12 protein-coding genes are annotated in these 14,552 nt (G+C 71.5%); 6 read left to right on the forward strand and 6 right to left on the reverse strand.

The features are described from left to right. Positions 1-17: 17 nt before the first annotated feature. Both pqqA (LOK46_RS28615) and pqqA (LOK46_RS28620) read right to left on the reverse strand, forming a co-directional pair. Complete coding sequence (gene pqqA / locus LOK46_RS28615) at positions 18-107, reverse strand: pyrroloquinoline quinone precursor peptide PqqA (protein ID WP_020090597.1); 90 nt, start codon at positions 105-107, stop codon at positions 18-20. 80 nt (positions 108-187) lie between these two features. Beyond that, positions 188-277, reverse strand: a complete 90-nt coding sequence (gene pqqA, locus LOK46_RS28620) for a pyrroloquinoline quinone precursor peptide PqqA (protein WP_007559223.1) — start codon at positions 275-277, stop codon at positions 188-190. 435 nt (positions 278-712) lie between these two features. Here pqqA (LOK46_RS28620) and mgtE point away from each other — a divergent pair, with 435 nt between their 5' ends. Next, on the forward strand, positions 713-2,083 hold the full coding sequence (gene mgtE, locus LOK46_RS28625; RefSeq protein WP_273561673.1) for a magnesium transporter: 1,371 nt from the start codon (positions 713-715) through the stop codon (positions 2,081-2,083). A 15-nt stretch (positions 2,084-2,098) separates the two neighbouring features. Here the strand turns inward: mgtE and LOK46_RS28630 are convergent, their stop codons facing one another. The 4 genes from LOK46_RS28630 to paoA all read right to left on the reverse strand — a co-directional run bounded on the left by LOK46_RS28630 (position 2,099) and on the right by paoA (position 7,635). After that, positions 2,099-3,640: an acyl-CoA synthetase gene (locus LOK46_RS28630; protein ID WP_273561674.1), complete on the reverse strand. Its 1,542-nt coding sequence runs from the start codon at positions 3,638-3,640 to the stop codon at positions 2,099-2,101. A gap of 109 nt (positions 3,641-3,749) precedes the next feature. Next, positions 3,750-5,972, reverse strand: a complete 2,223-nt coding sequence (locus tag LOK46_RS28635; protein WP_273561675.1) for a xanthine dehydrogenase family protein molybdopterin-binding subunit — start codon at positions 5,970-5,972, stop codon at positions 3,750-3,752. A 21-nt stretch (positions 5,973-5,993) separates the two neighbouring features. After that, positions 5,994-6,968: an FAD binding domain-containing protein gene (locus LOK46_RS28640; RefSeq protein ID WP_273561676.1), complete on the reverse strand. Its 975-nt coding sequence runs from the start codon at positions 6,966-6,968 to the stop codon at positions 5,994-5,996. 10 nt (positions 6,969-6,978) lie between these two features. Beyond that, positions 6,979-7,635, reverse strand: coding sequence for an aldehyde dehydrogenase iron-sulfur subunit PaoA (gene paoA / locus LOK46_RS28645; RefSeq protein ID WP_273561677.1), 657 nt, complete (start codon positions 7,633-7,635; stop codon positions 6,979-6,981). Between the two features lie 318 nt (positions 7,636-7,953). Between paoA and LOK46_RS28650 the strand changes: the two genes are divergently transcribed. The 5 genes from LOK46_RS28650 (at position 7,954) to LOK46_RS28670 (ending at position 14,476) form a co-directional block, all read left to right on the forward strand. Beyond that, on the forward strand, positions 7,954-8,778 hold the full coding sequence (locus LOK46_RS28650) for an aldo/keto reductase (protein WP_273561678.1): 825 nt from the start codon (positions 7,954-7,956) through the stop codon (positions 8,776-8,778). Between the two features lie 138 nt (positions 8,779-8,916). Next, positions 8,917-9,933, forward strand: a complete 1,017-nt coding sequence (gene nadA, locus LOK46_RS28655; RefSeq protein WP_273561679.1) for a quinolinate synthase NadA — start codon at positions 8,917-8,919, stop codon at positions 9,931-9,933. Beyond that, positions 9,930-11,444 (forward strand): L-aspartate oxidase, encoded by a 1,515-nt coding sequence (locus LOK46_RS28660; protein ID WP_273561680.1) that lies wholly within the window; start codon positions 9,930-9,932, stop codon positions 11,442-11,444. Before nadA ends, LOK46_RS28660 begins: the two co-directional genes overlap by 4 nt. Next, the gene (gene nadC / locus LOK46_RS28665) at positions 11,441-12,313 is read left to right on the forward strand and encodes a carboxylating nicotinate-nucleotide diphosphorylase (RefSeq protein ID WP_273561681.1); all 873 of its coding nucleotides are present in this window, start codon (positions 11,441-11,443) and stop codon (positions 12,311-12,313) included. The genes LOK46_RS28660 and nadC overlap by 4 nt, the downstream gene beginning before the upstream one ends. Before the next feature lie 279 nt (positions 12,314-12,592). Then, positions 12,593-14,476 (forward strand): potassium transporter Kup, encoded by a 1,884-nt coding sequence (locus LOK46_RS28670; RefSeq protein ID WP_273564712.1) that lies wholly within the window; start codon positions 12,593-12,595, stop codon positions 14,474-14,476. Positions 14,477-14,552: the final 76 nt, after the last annotated feature.

The following is a 14,552-nucleotide window of genomic DNA, read 5'->3' on the forward strand; positions in this document are numbered from 1 at the left end:
AACGTCGGAGCGACGTCTTAGTGGAAGGTGTCGATCTCAGCCGACTCGTAGCTGGTGACTTCCATGCCGACGCAGATCTCGGAGACGACGGGGGCGGACCAAGCCATGATTTCCTCCAGGTGAATTGAAGCGATGGATAGAGTGTCCACGGAGGCCGGAGCGGCGCGCGCTCCGTGCCGTGCGCGACTCAGTTGAACGTGTCGATCTCGGCCGACTCGTAGCTGGTGACTTCCATGCCGACGCAGATCTCGGACACGATCGGGGCGGACCAGGCCATGGCGTTTCTCCTCGCTGTTGGTGAGATCCATATAGGCAATATCTTGGACGCAATACAAGCGAGCACAACACTTATATTTCTCATAGGGAGCCTCGCCGTGAGCCGCGCGGGGTCGTCCCGTGGCCGCGCGGCCACCCGCCCGAGCCCTGTTCGGCATCGGCTGCGGATAGGCGCGGTTTCGGCTTGACGGGCTCTGCGCGCGGGCGCACGACGCACCCGCGCGACGGTGTCCTCGACGGTGTCGCGCTCCCATTCCAGCAGCGACCCGCGAAGCGACGTGCCCGACCGATCGTGCCTGCCGTGTTCGGCCCCGTGCCGTCGTCCCGCCTGAGCCGCTGAGAGGCCTGGCCGCGGGGCGACCGACGCGGCGGCCGGTCACGGCCCTGACCCAGGATGACCGGCGACGCGTCGCCTCGTAACCCACGAGGCGAGGCCATGAACGAGATCGCCCCCTTCGACACGCGCGTCGATCCGTCCGTGTTGGCCGCACGCCTGTCCGACGAACGGGCGCCCGACATCGTCGAGGCCCTGAACGACGAGGCCCCCGAGGTCGCCGCCGCCATCCTGCTCGGCCTGCCGATGGAGCGGGCGATCGAGGTTCTGGACCAGCCGGAACTCGACTGCGCCGCCGACATCATCGAGATGCTGCCGCGGGACCGGGTCGCGGGCTACCTGTCGGGCATGTCGGCCGACCGGGTCACGGACGTGTTCCGCGAGATCGAGGAGCCCGGCCGCTCCGACCTGCGCGCCCGCTTGGACGCCGAGACCCGCGGCGCCGTCGACCGGCTCTCGGCCTACGGCGAGGAGACCGTGGGCTCGCTGATGACCACCGAGTTCGTCACCGTGCCGGGCACCTGGACGGTGGGCCAGACGCTGGAGCACATCCGCCACGTCGAGAAGACCCGCGAGACGATCTACGCGATCTTCGTGCTCGACCCGCGCACCCGCGCGCTCACGAAGGCGGTGCCGCTGCGGCGCCTGATCTCGGGGGATCCGAGCGACAACGTGCTCAGCGTCGCGCCGGGACGCCGGCCCCTCGCGGTCTCGCCGACGGCCAGCCGCGAGGAGGCGGCCCGGCTGATCTCCAAGTACGACCTGCTGGCGCTGCCGGTGGTCGACGCGGTCGGCCACGTGATCGGCATCGTCACCGTCGACGACATGATCGACGCGATGATCGAGAAGCAGACGCAGGACGTGCAGCGCTTCGGCGGCATGGAGGCGCTGCCCGAGCCCTACATGGATATCGGCTTCTTCACGATGATCCGGAAGCGGGCCGGCTGGCTGTGCGCGCTGTTCCTGTCGGAGATGCTCACCGCCTCGGCCATGCAGGGCTTCGAGGGCGAGCTGGAGAAGGCGATCGTCCTGACCCTGTTCATCCCGCTCATCATGAGCTCCGGCGGCAATTCCGGCTCGCAGGCGACGTCGCTGCTGATCCGGGCGCTGGCCCTGCACCAGATCCGCCTGCGCGACTGGTGGCGGGTGGCGTTGCGCGAGTTGCCGACCGGGGTCTTCCTCGGCGCGATCCTCGGCGTGATCGCGGTGATCCGGATCGTCGCGTGGCAGAAGCTGGGCCTCTACGATTACGGCGAGCACTGGCCGCTGGTCGCCGCCACGGTCGGCGCGGCGCTCGTCGGGATCGTGACCTTCGGATCGCTCGCAGGCTCGATGCTGCCGTTCCTGCTCCAGCGGATCGGCTTCGATCCGGCCACCGCCTCGGCGCCCTTCGTGGCGACGCTGGTCGATGTCACCGGCCTCGTCATCTACTTCTCGGTGGCGCTGCTGATCCTGCGCGGGACGCTGCTGTAGGAAGGCCTCCGCGCATCATCTCGTGACCGCCTCGGCCAGCCGCTTCCTCTGGACCTTGCCGTTCGCCGTGCGCGGCAGGGCATCGAGGAAGCGGATCTCGCGCGGGCGCTTGTAGGCGGCGAGCCGCTCGGCGCACCACGCGAGCAGGGCCTCCCCGTCGGGCTCTGCGTTCGGCTGCAGCACCACGAATCCGCAGATGACCGAGACGTCCGCCCGCACCGGCAGCTCGGCGACGCCCACCTCCGCCACGGACGGGTGGGTCGACAGCACCGCCTCGACCTCGTTCGGTGAGACCCGGTAGCCCATCGCCTTCATCAGGTCGTTGTTGCGGCCCTCGAACCAGAGGTAGCCGTCGGCGTCGAGGCGGGCGAGGTCGCCGCCGACGAACCAGTCGCCGCGCATCACCTCGGCCTCTTCCTCCGGCCGGTTCCAGTAGCCGAGCATCAGCGCCGGCTCGGTCCGGTGGACGGCGAGGAGCCCGCTCTCGCCGGCCGGGAGCGGCACGGGCTCGCCCGCCACGGGCAGGATCGCCACGCGCCGGCCGGGCTGCGGCTTGCCGGGCGAGCCGGGGCGCACCGCGATGGTCGGGCCGCTGGAGATGTAGGTCGAGATCTCGCTCATCCCGAGCGCCTCGTAGAGGGGCTTGCCGGTGGCCCGGCGCCAGGCCTCCAGCAGCTCCACCGCGAGGGGCTCGCCGGCCGTGCAGCCGTGGCGCAGGCTCGACAGGTCGTGGGCGCCGAGATCGCCGTACTTGAGGATCTGGCGGTAGAGCGTCGGGACGGCGGCGAACAGGGTCGCGCCGTACGCGGCGATCAGGCGCGGCCAGACCCCGGGATCGCGCGGGCCGTTGTAGAGCACCGCGGTCGCGCCGACCGACCAGGGGTCGCTCAGGCCGACGCCCAGCGTGTAGGTCCAGTTCATGGTGCCGGCGTGGAGCATCACGTCGGATTCGGTGAGCCCCAGCCAGTGGTCGAGCATCGGCCGGCGGCCGTAGGCGGCGCGGTGGGCGTGCAGCACGCCCTTGGGCCGGCTCGTCGTGCCGGAGGTGTAGATCAGCATCGCCGGGTCGTCGGCGGCGGTGTCGGCGTAGTCGGGCAGGGGGGGACCCGCCTTCAGGGCGGAGACCGCGCCGGCGTCGAGCAGGAGGCGCCCGCCCAGGGCCTCGGGCGCGACCGTGCAGCCGCTCCCGATCACCACCGCGGCGGCCCCGGAATTCTCCATCAGGAAGGCGGCCTCGCCCTCCGTGAGCTGCGGCGAGGAGGGCAGCGCCACGAGACCGGCCGCCAGTGCGCCGAAGTAGACGAGGACGTAGTCGGCCTCGTTGCCCATGCGGATCATCACCCGGTCGCCGGGCCTCAGGCCGAGGCCGAGGAGGCCCGCCGCGATGCCGCGCACCGCCCGCTCGACCGCGCCGAAGCTGAGGCGGTCCGCGGTGCCGTCGCCGACCATCACCAGGGCAGTCTTGTCGGGGCGCAGGCGCGCGTTCTCGGCGAGGCAGTACCGCGCCGCGTTGAAGCGGGCCGGCGGACGGCGATCATCGTGCTGGCTGTCGGACACCGGGCGCTCCCCGCGGGCGGGCTTTTCGCCGGGTGTCCCGCCTGGGGGCGCCTGCGTCAACTGGGGCCGTCACCCCACCGGCGAGCGCCGCCCCCGGGCAATCCGGCCCTCACGTCCGCCGCTGCGCCTGGCCCTCCTGCTCCTCGAAGCCCTTGAGCATCTTGTCGAGGGTCATCGGGTAGTCGCGGACCCGGATCCCGGTGGCGTTGTAGATCGCGTTGGCGAGCGAGGCGCCGGCGCCGCAGATGCCGAGCTCGCCGAGGCCCTTGCTCTTCAGCGGGTTCGCCTTGTCGTCGAGCTCCGGCAGGAACACCGCGTCGATCTCCGGGAGGTCGGCGTGGACCGGCACGTGGTACTCGGCCATGTCGTGGTTGACGAAGTAGCTGTAGCGCGGATCGACCACCGCATCCTCCATCAGCGCCGCGCCGACGCCGAAGGTCATGCCGCCGATCGCCTGGCTGCGCGCGGTCTTGGCGTTGAGGATGCGCCCGCCGGTGAACACGCCGAGCATTCGCCGCAGGCGGATCTCGCCGGTGTCGACGTCCACGCCGACCTCGGCGAAGTGCGCCCCGTACGAGTACTGCGAGAATTTCTGCTTCATCTCGCCGGGCTTGATCTCGCCGGAGGCCTCCAGCCCGGACTTGGCGAGGTCGATTAGAGATTCGGTGCGGTTGCCGGACGTGACCGCGCCGTCGCGGAACGCGGCGCCGTCCGGGTTCAGGTCGCCGGCCTTGAGCAGGGCCTGCCGGAGGTTGTCGCAGGCGACGTAGAGCGCCGAGCCCGCCGAGCCGGCGCCGAAGGATCCCCCCGAGCCGGCCGCGAACGGGAAGTCGGTGTCGCCCATCTCCACCCGCACGCGCTCGGGCGGCAGCCCCAGCATCTCGCCGGCGATCTGGGTCAGGATCGTGTAGGTGCCGGTGCCGGGATCGGTCATCGCCATCCGAACCACCAGCACGCCGTCCGGCCCGAGGCGGACCTTCGCGGCCGACGGCATCAGCGGGTTGAGGCGCGCGGCGGCCGACATGCCCATGCCGACGAGCCAGTTGCCCTCGCGCCGGGAGCCCGCGGCCTGCCGCTTGTCCCAGCCGAACAGGCGCGCGCCCTCGCGCATGCAGGGCACCAGCTTGCGGGTCGAGAACGGGACCTTCTTCTCGGGATCCTCGGCCGGCTCGTTGCGCACTCGGAGCTCGATCGGGTCGATCTTCAGCTGCTCGGCGAGCTCGTCCATGGCGCACTCGAAGGCGAGCTGGCCCACGGCCTCGCCGGGCGCGCGCATCGCCGAGGCGATCGGCATGTTGAGGTTGACTAGCCGATGGCGCGTCACGCGGTTCTGCGCGGCGTACAGCGACCGGGTGACGTTGGCCGAGGTCTCGAAGAACCCGTCGCCCTCGGCGGTGTCGGACCACGATTCGTGGCTGATCGCCGAGAGACGGCCGTCCCGGTCGGCGCCGAGGCGGATCCGCTGGATCGTGTCGGTCCGGTGGGTCGCGACGTGGAACTCCTGCTGCCGGGTGAGCGCGACCTTCACGGGGCGCTGGATCACCTTCGAGGCCAGGATCGCGAGCGTCGCCTCCGGCTGGACCTGCAGCTTCGCGCCGAAGCCGCCGCCGATATAGGGGCTGACGATCCGCACCTTCTCGGGGGGCAGCTTGAGCACCGAGCCGAGGGATTTCTGGCCCCGGTTCGGCATCTGGTTGGCCGTGTAGAGCACGACCCCGTCGCCGTCCCAGAACGCGATAGTGGCGTGCGGCTCCATCTGCGCGTGGATCTGGTTCGGCGTGACGTACTCCACGTCGAGCTTCACCGGCGCCGTCGCGAAGGCGGCGTCGAAGTCGCCAAGCTTGGAATCGGGCGGCGAGTTGACCGGCTTCGGCTCGTAGGCCGCCGCCAGGCTGTCCTTGAGCAGTCCCTTGGGCTTGGCCGCGTCGTACCGGACCTTGACCAGCATCGCGGCGGCGCGGGCCTGCTCGAAGGTCTCGGCGACCACGAAGGCGACCGGCTGCCCGTAGAACCTGACCTCGGTTCCCTGGAGCTGCGGCCAGACCTGCTCCTTCTTCTCGCCCTGCTCGGGCACGTTCTCGTGGGTCATCACCAGGATCGCGCCGGGCGCCTTGCGGGCGGCTTCCGCGTCGATCGACCGGATCGTGCCGGAAGCGATCGCCGCCGGCACGATGAAGCCGTAGGCGGGGTTCTCGAGGGCCCGGGTCTCGTACGCGTAGGGCGCGTGGCCCGTGACCTTGAGCTTGCCTTCGACCCGGTTCAGCGGCTTGCCGACGAGCCCGTCGGGCCGGTCGTCGAGGGGCGTCCGGCCGATCGGCTGGTTCATCTCCATGGGAACGGTCCTTGCCGGGATCTAAGCGCGGGTCGCCTGCGCCACGACGGCCCGGAGGGTCCGGCGCGTCAGCGGGATCTTGAAGTCGTTGCTGCCGTAGCCGCGGGCGCCCCTGAGCACCGCGTCGGCGGCGGCGTCCGCGGAACCGGTCTGCACCAGTGCCGTCTCGGCCTCGGCCACCCGCCAGGGCTTGTGCGCCAGCCCGCCGAAGGCGAGCCGCGCGGTCTGAGGCTTGCCGCCCTCGGCACCCGCGATCACGGCGGCCACCGACACGGTCGCGAAGGCGTAGGACGCCCGGTCGCGGACCTTGCGGTAGATGTGCGTGCCGGCCACCGGCTTGGGCAGCGTGACGGCCGTGATGATCTCGCCCTTGCGCAGCTCGGTCTCGACCTGCGGCGTGTCGCCCGGCAGCCGGTGGAAGTCGGCGATCGGGATGCGGCGCGCCTGCCCGTCGGGGTTCACGGTCTCCACCGTCGCGTCGAGGACCCGCATGGCGACGTTCATGTCGGACGGGTTGGTGGCGATGCAGGCCTCGCTCGCCCCGACCACCGCCATGATCCGGTTGAAGCCGCCGATCGCCGAGCAGCCGGAGCCGGGCTCGCGCTTATTGCAGGGCATAGCGGTGTCGTAGAAATAGTAGCAGCGCGTCCGCTGGAGCAGGTTGCCGGCCGTGGTCGCCTTGTTGCGCAGCTGCCCCGACGCGCCGGCCAGCAGCGCCTTCGCCAGCACGGCGTAGTCCTTCCGCACCCGCGGGTCGGCGGCGAGATCGGCGTTGCGCACCAGTGCGCCGACGCGCAGGCCGCCGTCCTGCGTCGCCTCGACCTTGTCGAGGGGCAGCCGGTTGACGTCGATCAGCGTCGCCGGGGTCTCGATCTGGAGCTTCATCAGGTCGAGAAGGTTGGTGCCGCCGGCGATGAATTTGGCGTTCGGCCGCTCGGCCGCGAGCTTCGCGGCGTCCTGAACCGTCGCCGGACGCTCGTACGTGAAAGCCTTCATGTCCGCCCCCTCAGAGGTTGCTGGCGGCGGTGTCGCGGATCGCCGCGACGATATTCGGGTAGGCGCTGCAGCGGCAGATGTTGCCGCTCATCCGCTCGCGGATCTCGGCGTCGCTGAGCGTCGGAGCCGCGGCGACGTCCTCGGTGACGTGGCTGGGCCAGCCGGCTCTGGCCTCGCTCAGCATGCCGACCGATGAGCAGATCTGGCCCGGCGTGCAGTAGCCGCACTGGAAGCCGTCATGCTCCAGGAACGCCGCCTGCATCGGATGGAGTTTGTCCCCATCCGCCAAGCCCTCGATCGTGGTGATCGGGTCACCCTCGTGCATCGCCGCGAGCGTCAGGCAGGAATTGATGCGCCGGCCGTCGACCAGCACCGTGCAGGCGCCGCACTGGCCGTGGTCGCAACCCTTCTTGGTGCCGGTGAGCGCCAAGTGCTCGCGCAGGGCATCGAGGAGCGTCGTGCGGGTGTCGAGGACGAGGTCGTGCGGCTGGCCATTGATGGTGAGGCGCACCGGCATGGTCTGCGGAGCCGGATCGCCCGGCGCCCCCGCCGCCACTGCGGGCACGGGCCGGAACCCGAGGGCGCCGAGGGCGCCGGCCACGGCGCAGCCCTCCACCACGGCTCGCCGCGTCAGCGCGAGCGGCTTCGTCGGAGTCGCGTCAGTCATGCTGCCATCCCGCCCGTGCACCGCGCGTGGGACGCCGCGCAGCTTGGAATCTGGTGCGCCAACGTGCGGTCGGCTGGATTAGATCCGGTCCAGACTGCGCCCGTTCAGCGCGGCTCCGCCGCTACGGGCGCTGGACCCATGTCGTGACCCGATCGCTCCGTCTTCGCGAGCGTAGCGAAGCGATCCAGGGCGCCGAGGCATCGGTGACCGTGGCGCCCACTGGGTTGCTTCGCTGCGCTCGCAAGGACGGGACGCCTTGGAACGCGTCCCGCTGCGAGCGTTTGGGTTGATCGGACAACGACACCGGAGTCTTGCCTCATGGCTATCCCGACCCTGCCGCTCAACGACGGCCGCCGCATCCCGCAGATCGGCTACGGCTGCTGGCAGCTCTCGGACGCGCAGGCTCCGGACCTCGTCGGACAGGCCCTTCGCGCCGGTTATCGGCTGATCGACACGGCTGCCGCGTACGGCAACGAGACGGGCGTCGGGCGCGGCATCCGGGACGCCGAGGTCCCCCGCGAGGACATCTTCCTCACCACGAAGCTCTGGAACGACCGCCAGGGCCGAGACGAGGCCCGGCGCGCCTTCGACGAGAGCCTGCGGCACCTCGGTCTTCCGTATGTCGACCTGTACCTGATCCACTGGCCGTGCCCGCAGCGACACCTGTTCGTCGAGACCTGGAAGACGCTGATCGAGCTTCGGAAGGAGGGCCGCACGAAGTCCATCGGCGTGTCGAACTTCACGCCCGAGCACCTCGCCACGCTGATCGGCGAGACCGGCGTCGCCCCGGCCGTCAATCAGATCGAGCTGCACCCCTATTTCCAGCGCGAAGAGCCGCGCGCCCAGGATGCCCGTCACGGAATCGTGACCGAGTCGTGGAGCCCGCTGGGCCGGGGCAAGGAGCTGAACGACCCGATCATTCTCGCGATCGCGAAGGCGCACGGGAAGACGCCCGCCCAGGTGGTGCTGCGCTGGCAGTTGCAGATCGGCTGCGTGGCGATCCCCAAGACCGCCACGCCGCGGCGCATCACCGAGAACCTCGCGCTGTTCGACTTCGAGCTCGGCGCCGACGAGATGGCGCAGATCGCCGGTCTCGACAGGCCAGACGGCCGCATCGGACCTGACCCGGCAACCTTCTGCTGAGCACTCCGGCGTTCGGCGGCGCAGCGTAACATCGCACCGCAAAAGATTTATGCTCACAGCTAGCATATCTGGACAGGCGCGCGCGGCCCCCATAAGTTAGACGGCACAATGCTCAAACTGAGCATAATGGAGGACGCCATGGCGGCGACCGTTGCACCCGTCTCCCGCACGACGATCCCGGGCCTGCCCCTCCCGGATCTCTACGCCCGCGTCAGCCGGCACGTTCCCGCGATCGAGTGGCCGGCGCTCGCCCCCGACATCGAGGCGATCCTGCGCCTGAAGCGGGAGCGCAACGCCGTAATCCTGGCGCACAACTACCAAGCGCCGGAGATCTTCCACACGGTGGCCGACATCGTGGGCGACAGTCTCGCGCTGGCCCGCGAGGCGGTGACCGTCGACGCCGACGTGATCGTGCTGGCGGGCGTCCACTTCATGGCCGAGACGGCCAAGCTCCTGAACCCGAGCAAGACCGTGCTGATCCCGGACATGGGCGCGGGCTGCTCGCTGGCGGACTCGATCACCGCCGCGGACGTGCGCGGCCTGCGCGCCAAGTACCCGGGCGTGCCGATCGTGACCTACGTGAACACCTCGGCGGCCGTGAAGGCCGAGTCCGACCTGTGCTGCACCTCCGGCAACGCCGTCGCGGTGGTGAAGTCGCTGAACGCCCCCCGGGTGCTCATGATCCCGGACGAGTTCCTCGCGCAGAACGTCCAGGCCGAGATCCCCGAGGTCGAGATCCTGACCTGGGCCGGCCACTGCGAGGTGCACGAGCGCTTCACCCCGGCCGACATCCGCGACGTCCGCGACAGCTATCCCGGGGTCACCGTCATCGCGCACCCGGAATGCCCGCCGGACGTGGTGGCCGAGTCGGACTTCTCCGGCTCCACCGCGATGATGATGGACTTCGTCGTCGAGAAGCGGCCGAAGCAGGTGGTGCTCGTCACCGAGTGCTCCATGGCCGACAACATCGCCGCGCAGAACCCCGACATCGAGTTCATCAAGCCCTGCAACATGTGCCCGCACATGAAGCGGATGAGCTTGGCGAACATCCGCCGCGCGCTGGAGACGATGACCCACGAGGTCACGGTCGATCCGGCGCTGGCCGACCGCGCCCGGGCCGCGGTGGAGCGCATGCTCGAGGTGCGCACGCGATGAACGCGATCTCCCCCAACAGTGTCGACCGCGTCGTCGTGGTCGGCGGCGGCGTCGCGGGCCTCAGCGTGGCGCTGCGCCTCGCGCCCCGCCCGGTGACGCTGGTCACGGCCTCGGCCCTCGGCCTCGGCACTGCCACCGGCTGGGCCCAGGGCGGCATCGCCGCCGCGGTCGGCATCGACGACGCGGCGGCGCTCCACGCCGCCGACACGGAGGCCGCCGGTGCCGGGCTGACCCAGCCCGACGTGGCGCTCCGGGTCGCCGCGGAGGGCCCCGGGCTGATCGACTGGCTGGTGCGGATCGGCGTGCCGTTCGACCGGACGGACGACGCCGCGCTGGCCCTCGGGCTCGAGGCGGCCCACGGCCGCCGCCGCATCGTCCGGTCCGGCGGCGACGCCACCGGCGCCCGCGTCCTCGAAGGGCTCGTCCGGGCCGTGCTGGAGGCCCCCTCCGTCGAGATCGTCACGGCGCGGGCCTGCGACCTGCTCCGGGACACGCGCGGGGCGGTGGCCGGCATCGTCGCCGAGCGCGACGGCGCGCTGTTCCGCATCCCGGCCCGCGCGGTGGTGCTCGCCACCGGCGGCGTCGGCGCCCTCTACGCGGCGACCACCAACCCGCCGGGCGCCGTCGGCCGCGGGCTGGCGCTCGCCGCCCGGGCCGGCGCGGTGATGCGCGACATGGAGTTCGTGCAGTTCCACCCGACCGCCATCGCGGCCGGCGCCGACCCGATGCCGCTCGCGACCGAGGCCCTGCGCGGGGAGGGCGCCCGGCTGATCGACGAGACCGGCGCCGCCGTGATGGCCGGCATCGCGGGCGGCGACCTCGCCCCCCGCGACGTGGTCGCCCGCGGCATCTTCCAGGCGCTGCAGCGGGGCCGCACGGTCTATCTCGACGCCCGCGGCGCGCTCGGCGCCGCGATGCCGACGCGCTTCCCGACCGTGGCGGGGCTCTGCGCCGCCGCCGGCATCGACCCCGCCGTGCAGCCGATCCCGGTCCGCCCGGCGGCGCACTACCACATGGGCGGCGTGAAGGTGGACGCGCGCGGCGCCACCTCGGTGCCGGGCCTCTACGCCTGCGGCGAGGTCGCCTCCACGGGCCTCCACGGCGCCAACCGCCTCGCCAGCAACTCCCTGCTGGAAGGCCTGGCCTACGCGCGCTTCATCGCCGACGGGCTCGACGCGCCGCCGCCCGCCGCGATCGTGCCCGAGGCCGTCTCTGTCCGTGCCGCCGGCGACCTGCCGGCGATCCGCGCGCTGATGGAGAGCAGGGTCGGCGTCGTGCGCGACGCCGCCGGCCTCGAGGAAGCCGTCGCCGTCCTCGAGCCCGGGGCTGAGACCTCCGACGCCGCCCTCGTGGCGCTGCTCATCGCCCGCGGCGCGCTCGCCCGCCGGGAGAGCCGCGGCGCCCACTGGCGCAGCGACTTCCCCCATCTCGCCCTGGCCGCGCACACCGAGGCCACGCTGGCCGACCGGATCGCCGCGACCCCGTCCGCCGAGGAGGCGCTGACGCCATGACCCAGTCGGTTCTCTCCGATGAGATCCTCCCCCTGCCGCGGCTCCTCGTGGAGCCCGTGGTGCGCGCCGCCCTGCTGGAGGATCTCGGCCGGGCCGGCGACATCACCACCGACGCCATCGTCCCGCCGGGCGAGCGGATGCGCGGCGTGATCGCCTCCCGGCAGGACGGTGTCATCTCGGGCACCGACGCCGCCGCCATCGCGTTCGCGCTGGTGGACCCGGCCGTGGCCGTCACGGTCGAGCGCGGCGACGGTGCACGCGTGGCGCCGGGCGACGTGGTGCTGCGCCTCGAGGGGCCGGCGCGAGCGATCCTCACGGCCGAGCGCGTGGCGCTGAACCTGCTCTGCCGGATGTCGGGCGTGGCCACCGCCACCCACGGCCTCGTCGAGGCCGCGCGCCCGCACGGGAAGGCGTCGATCGTCTGCACCCGCAAGACCACGCCGGGCCTGCGCGCCCTGGAGAAGCACGCGGTGCGCGCAGGCGGCGGCTCGAACCACCGTTTCGGCCTCGATGACGCGGTGCTGATCAAGGACAACCACGTGGCGGTGGCCGGCGGCATCGTCCCGGCGATCGAGCGCGCCCGGTCCCGGGCCGGCCACTTGGTCAAGATCGAGTGCGAGGTCGACAGCCTGGAGCAGCTGGAGGAGGCCCTGTCGGTCGGGGTCGACGCGGTGCTCCTCGACAATATGGGGCCCGACCTGCTCCGCCGCGCCGTGGCGATGATCGACGGCCGCGCCCTCTCCGAGGCGTCGGGCCGGATCACCCGCGAGACGGTGGGCGCTGTCGCGGCCTCGGGGGTCGACCTGATCTCCTGCGGCTGGATCACCCACTCGGCGGCGATCATCGACCTGGGGCTCGACGCCGCCTGACCGGCGGGCCCCGCTCGCCATCGGCGCGGCGGGGCCGCCGCGGTCGCTCGACTGTCATCACGTTCGGGTGACAAGTCTTCGCCGCGGTCGCTCGGGACATCTGCCGAGTCTATCGCCGCGCGACCGACTCGCTAAGATTTCGCCCAACCGCGACGCCATCGACCGGACCCGACCGTGAGCCAAGCCCTGCCTTCCGCGGCTGCCCCGGCGGTCGATCTCCCGGCGGCGCCGGTGGCGCGCAAGCCCGGCGCGGTCCGGCACGGGCCCGGCGCCGCGCTGATGCTGGGCGCGCTGGGCGTCGTGTACGGCGACATCGGCACGAGCCCGCTCTACGCGTTCAAGGAGGCGGTGAAGGCGGCGACCAGCGGCGGCGCCTCGGTGCCGGCGGCGGCCACCGGCGCGGTCTCGCTGATCCTGTGGTCGCTGATCCTGATCGTGTCGCTGAAATACGCGGTGCTGATCCTGCGCGCCGACAATCGCGGCGAGGGCGGCATCGTCGCCATGCTGGCGCTGCTCGGCGCGCGGCACGCGCGGCCGGGGACGTGGAAGGCGCTGCTGCTGGTGGTCGGGCTGGTCGGCGCGGCCCTGCTGTACGGCGACGGCGCGATCACGCCGGCGATCTCGGTGCTCTCGGCGATCGAGGGGTTGAAGATCGACGCGCCGGCGCTCGGGCCGTACGTCGTGCCGATCACGCTGGTGATCCTGGTCGGGCTGTTCCTGGTCCAGCACAAGGGCGTCGCCGCCATCGGGCGGGTGTTCGGACCGGTCATGCTCGTCTGGTTCGTCGTCCTGGTCCTGCTCGCGATCCCGAGCATCCTGCACGCGCCGGAGATCCTGGCGGCGGCCAACCCGTTCCGGGCGGTGGACTTCCTGATCCATGCGGGCTGGCACGTCAGCTTCCTGATGCTCGGCGCGGCCTTCCTGGCGGTGACCGGCGGCGAGGCGATGTACGCCGATCTCGGCCATTTCGGCGCCCCGGCGATCCGCATCGCGTGGTTCGGCCTCGTCCTGCCGGCGCTGCTGATCCACTATTGCGGCCAGGGCGCGCTGATCATCGCCGACCCGAGCGCGATCGAGAACCCGTTCTACCGGCTCGCGCCGGACTGGGCGCATTACCCGCTGGTGGCGCTCGCCACGATGGCGACCGTCATCGCCTCGCAGGCGGTGATCTCGGGCGTCTACTCGCTCACCCAGCAGTCGATCCAGCTCGGCTTCATGCCGATGATGCGGGTGGTGCACACCGATGAGGACGAGCGCGGCCAGATCTACGTGCCGGCGGTGAACTGGCTGCTCGCCGTCGCGACCCTCACGGCCGTCATCGTGTTCGGCTCCTCCGACGCCCTGGCCGGCGCCTACGGCATCGCGGTCTCGGCCCTCATGGGCATCACCACGCTGCTCGCCGCGCTGATCGCGCTCCGCTGGGGCTACAACCCGATCCTGGTCTTCGCGGTCAACGGCTTCTTCCTCGGCATCGACCTCGTGTTCTTCTCCGCCAACAGCGTGAAGCTGTTCGAGGGCGGCTGGTTTCCGCTGCTGCTCGCCGGCGTGGTCGCCTTCCTGATGCTGACCTGGATGAAGGGCAACCACGTCCTCGAATCCGTCCGCCAGACCATGCGCATGTCCGAGGCTTCCTTCCTCTCCAGCCTCAGCTCGCAGCCGCCGGTGACGCTGCCCGGCACCGCGGCCTTCCTGACCGCCGCCACCGAGGGCATCCCGATGGCGCTCGGCCGCCTGCTCGAGCGCAGCCGCTGCCTGCACGAGCGGATCCTGCTGATCACCGTCGTCTACGAGGAGGAGCCGGTGATCCCGGCGAGCGAGCGGGCGCAGGTCACGCTGGTGGCGCAGGGGATCCGCAAGGCGATCTCGAAGTACACGCCCGGCATGGAGCGCGTCGTGCTGCGCTACGGCTTCATGCAGACCGCCTCGATCCCCGAGGGCCTGCAATGCGCGGTGGCGAGCGGGCTGCTGCCGCCGGAATATCTGGAGGACATGACGTATTTCGTGGGCCACGAGGTGGTGATCTCGTCGCCGACCCATCCCGGCATGGCGCCGTGGCGGGAGGGCCTGTTCGCCTTCATGAAGCGGAACGCCGAGCGCACCGGCGCCCATTTCGGCCTGCCGACGCGGCAGATCGTGGAGGTGGGCACCGAGATCGAGATCTGACCGACCGCGGCGCGCGGGGGCACTGCCCGAAGCGCGCGTCGCAGGCCGGGGCCGGCCGTCTTTCGCATTGAAAACG

The sequence above is a fragment of the Methylobacterium sp. NMS14P genome, assembly GCF_028583545.1.
In the GTDB taxonomy this organism is placed as follows: Bacteria; Pseudomonadota; Alphaproteobacteria; order Rhizobiales; family Beijerinckiaceae; genus Methylobacterium.

What these genes read in the sequence shown, in the direction of transcription:
- LOK46_RS28670 (WP_273564712.1), top strand. Translation starts at nt 12,593, where the DNA reads ATGCTGGGCGCGCTGGGCGTCGTGTACGGCGACATCGGCACGAGCCCG.
- paoA (WP_273561677.1), bottom strand. Translation starts at nt 7,635, where the DNA reads ATGACTGACGCGACTCCGACGAAGCCGCTCGCGCTGACGCGGCGAGCC.
- LOK46_RS28635 (WP_273561675.1), bottom strand. Translation starts at nt 5,972, where the DNA reads ATGGAGATGAACCAGCCGATCGGCCGGACGCCCCTCGACGACCGGCCC.
- pqqA (WP_007559223.1), bottom strand. Translation starts at nt 277, where the DNA reads ATGGCCTGGTCCGCCCCGATCGTGTCCGAGATCTGCGTCGGCATGGAA.
- nadC (WP_273561681.1), top strand. Translation starts at nt 11,441, where the DNA reads ATGACCCAGTCGGTTCTCTCCGATGAGATCCTCCCCCTGCCGCGGCTC.
- LOK46_RS28640 (WP_273561676.1), bottom strand. Translation starts at nt 6,968, where the DNA reads ATGAAGGCTTTCACGTACGAGCGTCCGGCGACGGTTCAGGACGCCGCG.
- LOK46_RS28660 (WP_273561680.1), top strand. Translation starts at nt 9,930, where the DNA reads ATGAACGCGATCTCCCCCAACAGTGTCGACCGCGTCGTCGTGGTCGGC.
- LOK46_RS28650 (WP_273561678.1), top strand. Translation starts at nt 7,954, where the DNA reads ATGGCTATCCCGACCCTGCCGCTCAACGACGGCCGCCGCATCCCGCAG.
- pqqA (WP_020090597.1), bottom strand. Translation starts at nt 107, where the DNA reads ATGGCTTGGTCCGCCCCCGTCGTCTCCGAGATCTGCGTCGGCATGGAA.
- nadA (WP_273561679.1), top strand. Translation starts at nt 8,917, where the DNA reads ATGGCGGCGACCGTTGCACCCGTCTCCCGCACGACGATCCCGGGCCTG.
- mgtE (WP_273561673.1), top strand. Translation starts at nt 713, where the DNA reads ATGAACGAGATCGCCCCCTTCGACACGCGCGTCGATCCGTCCGTGTTG.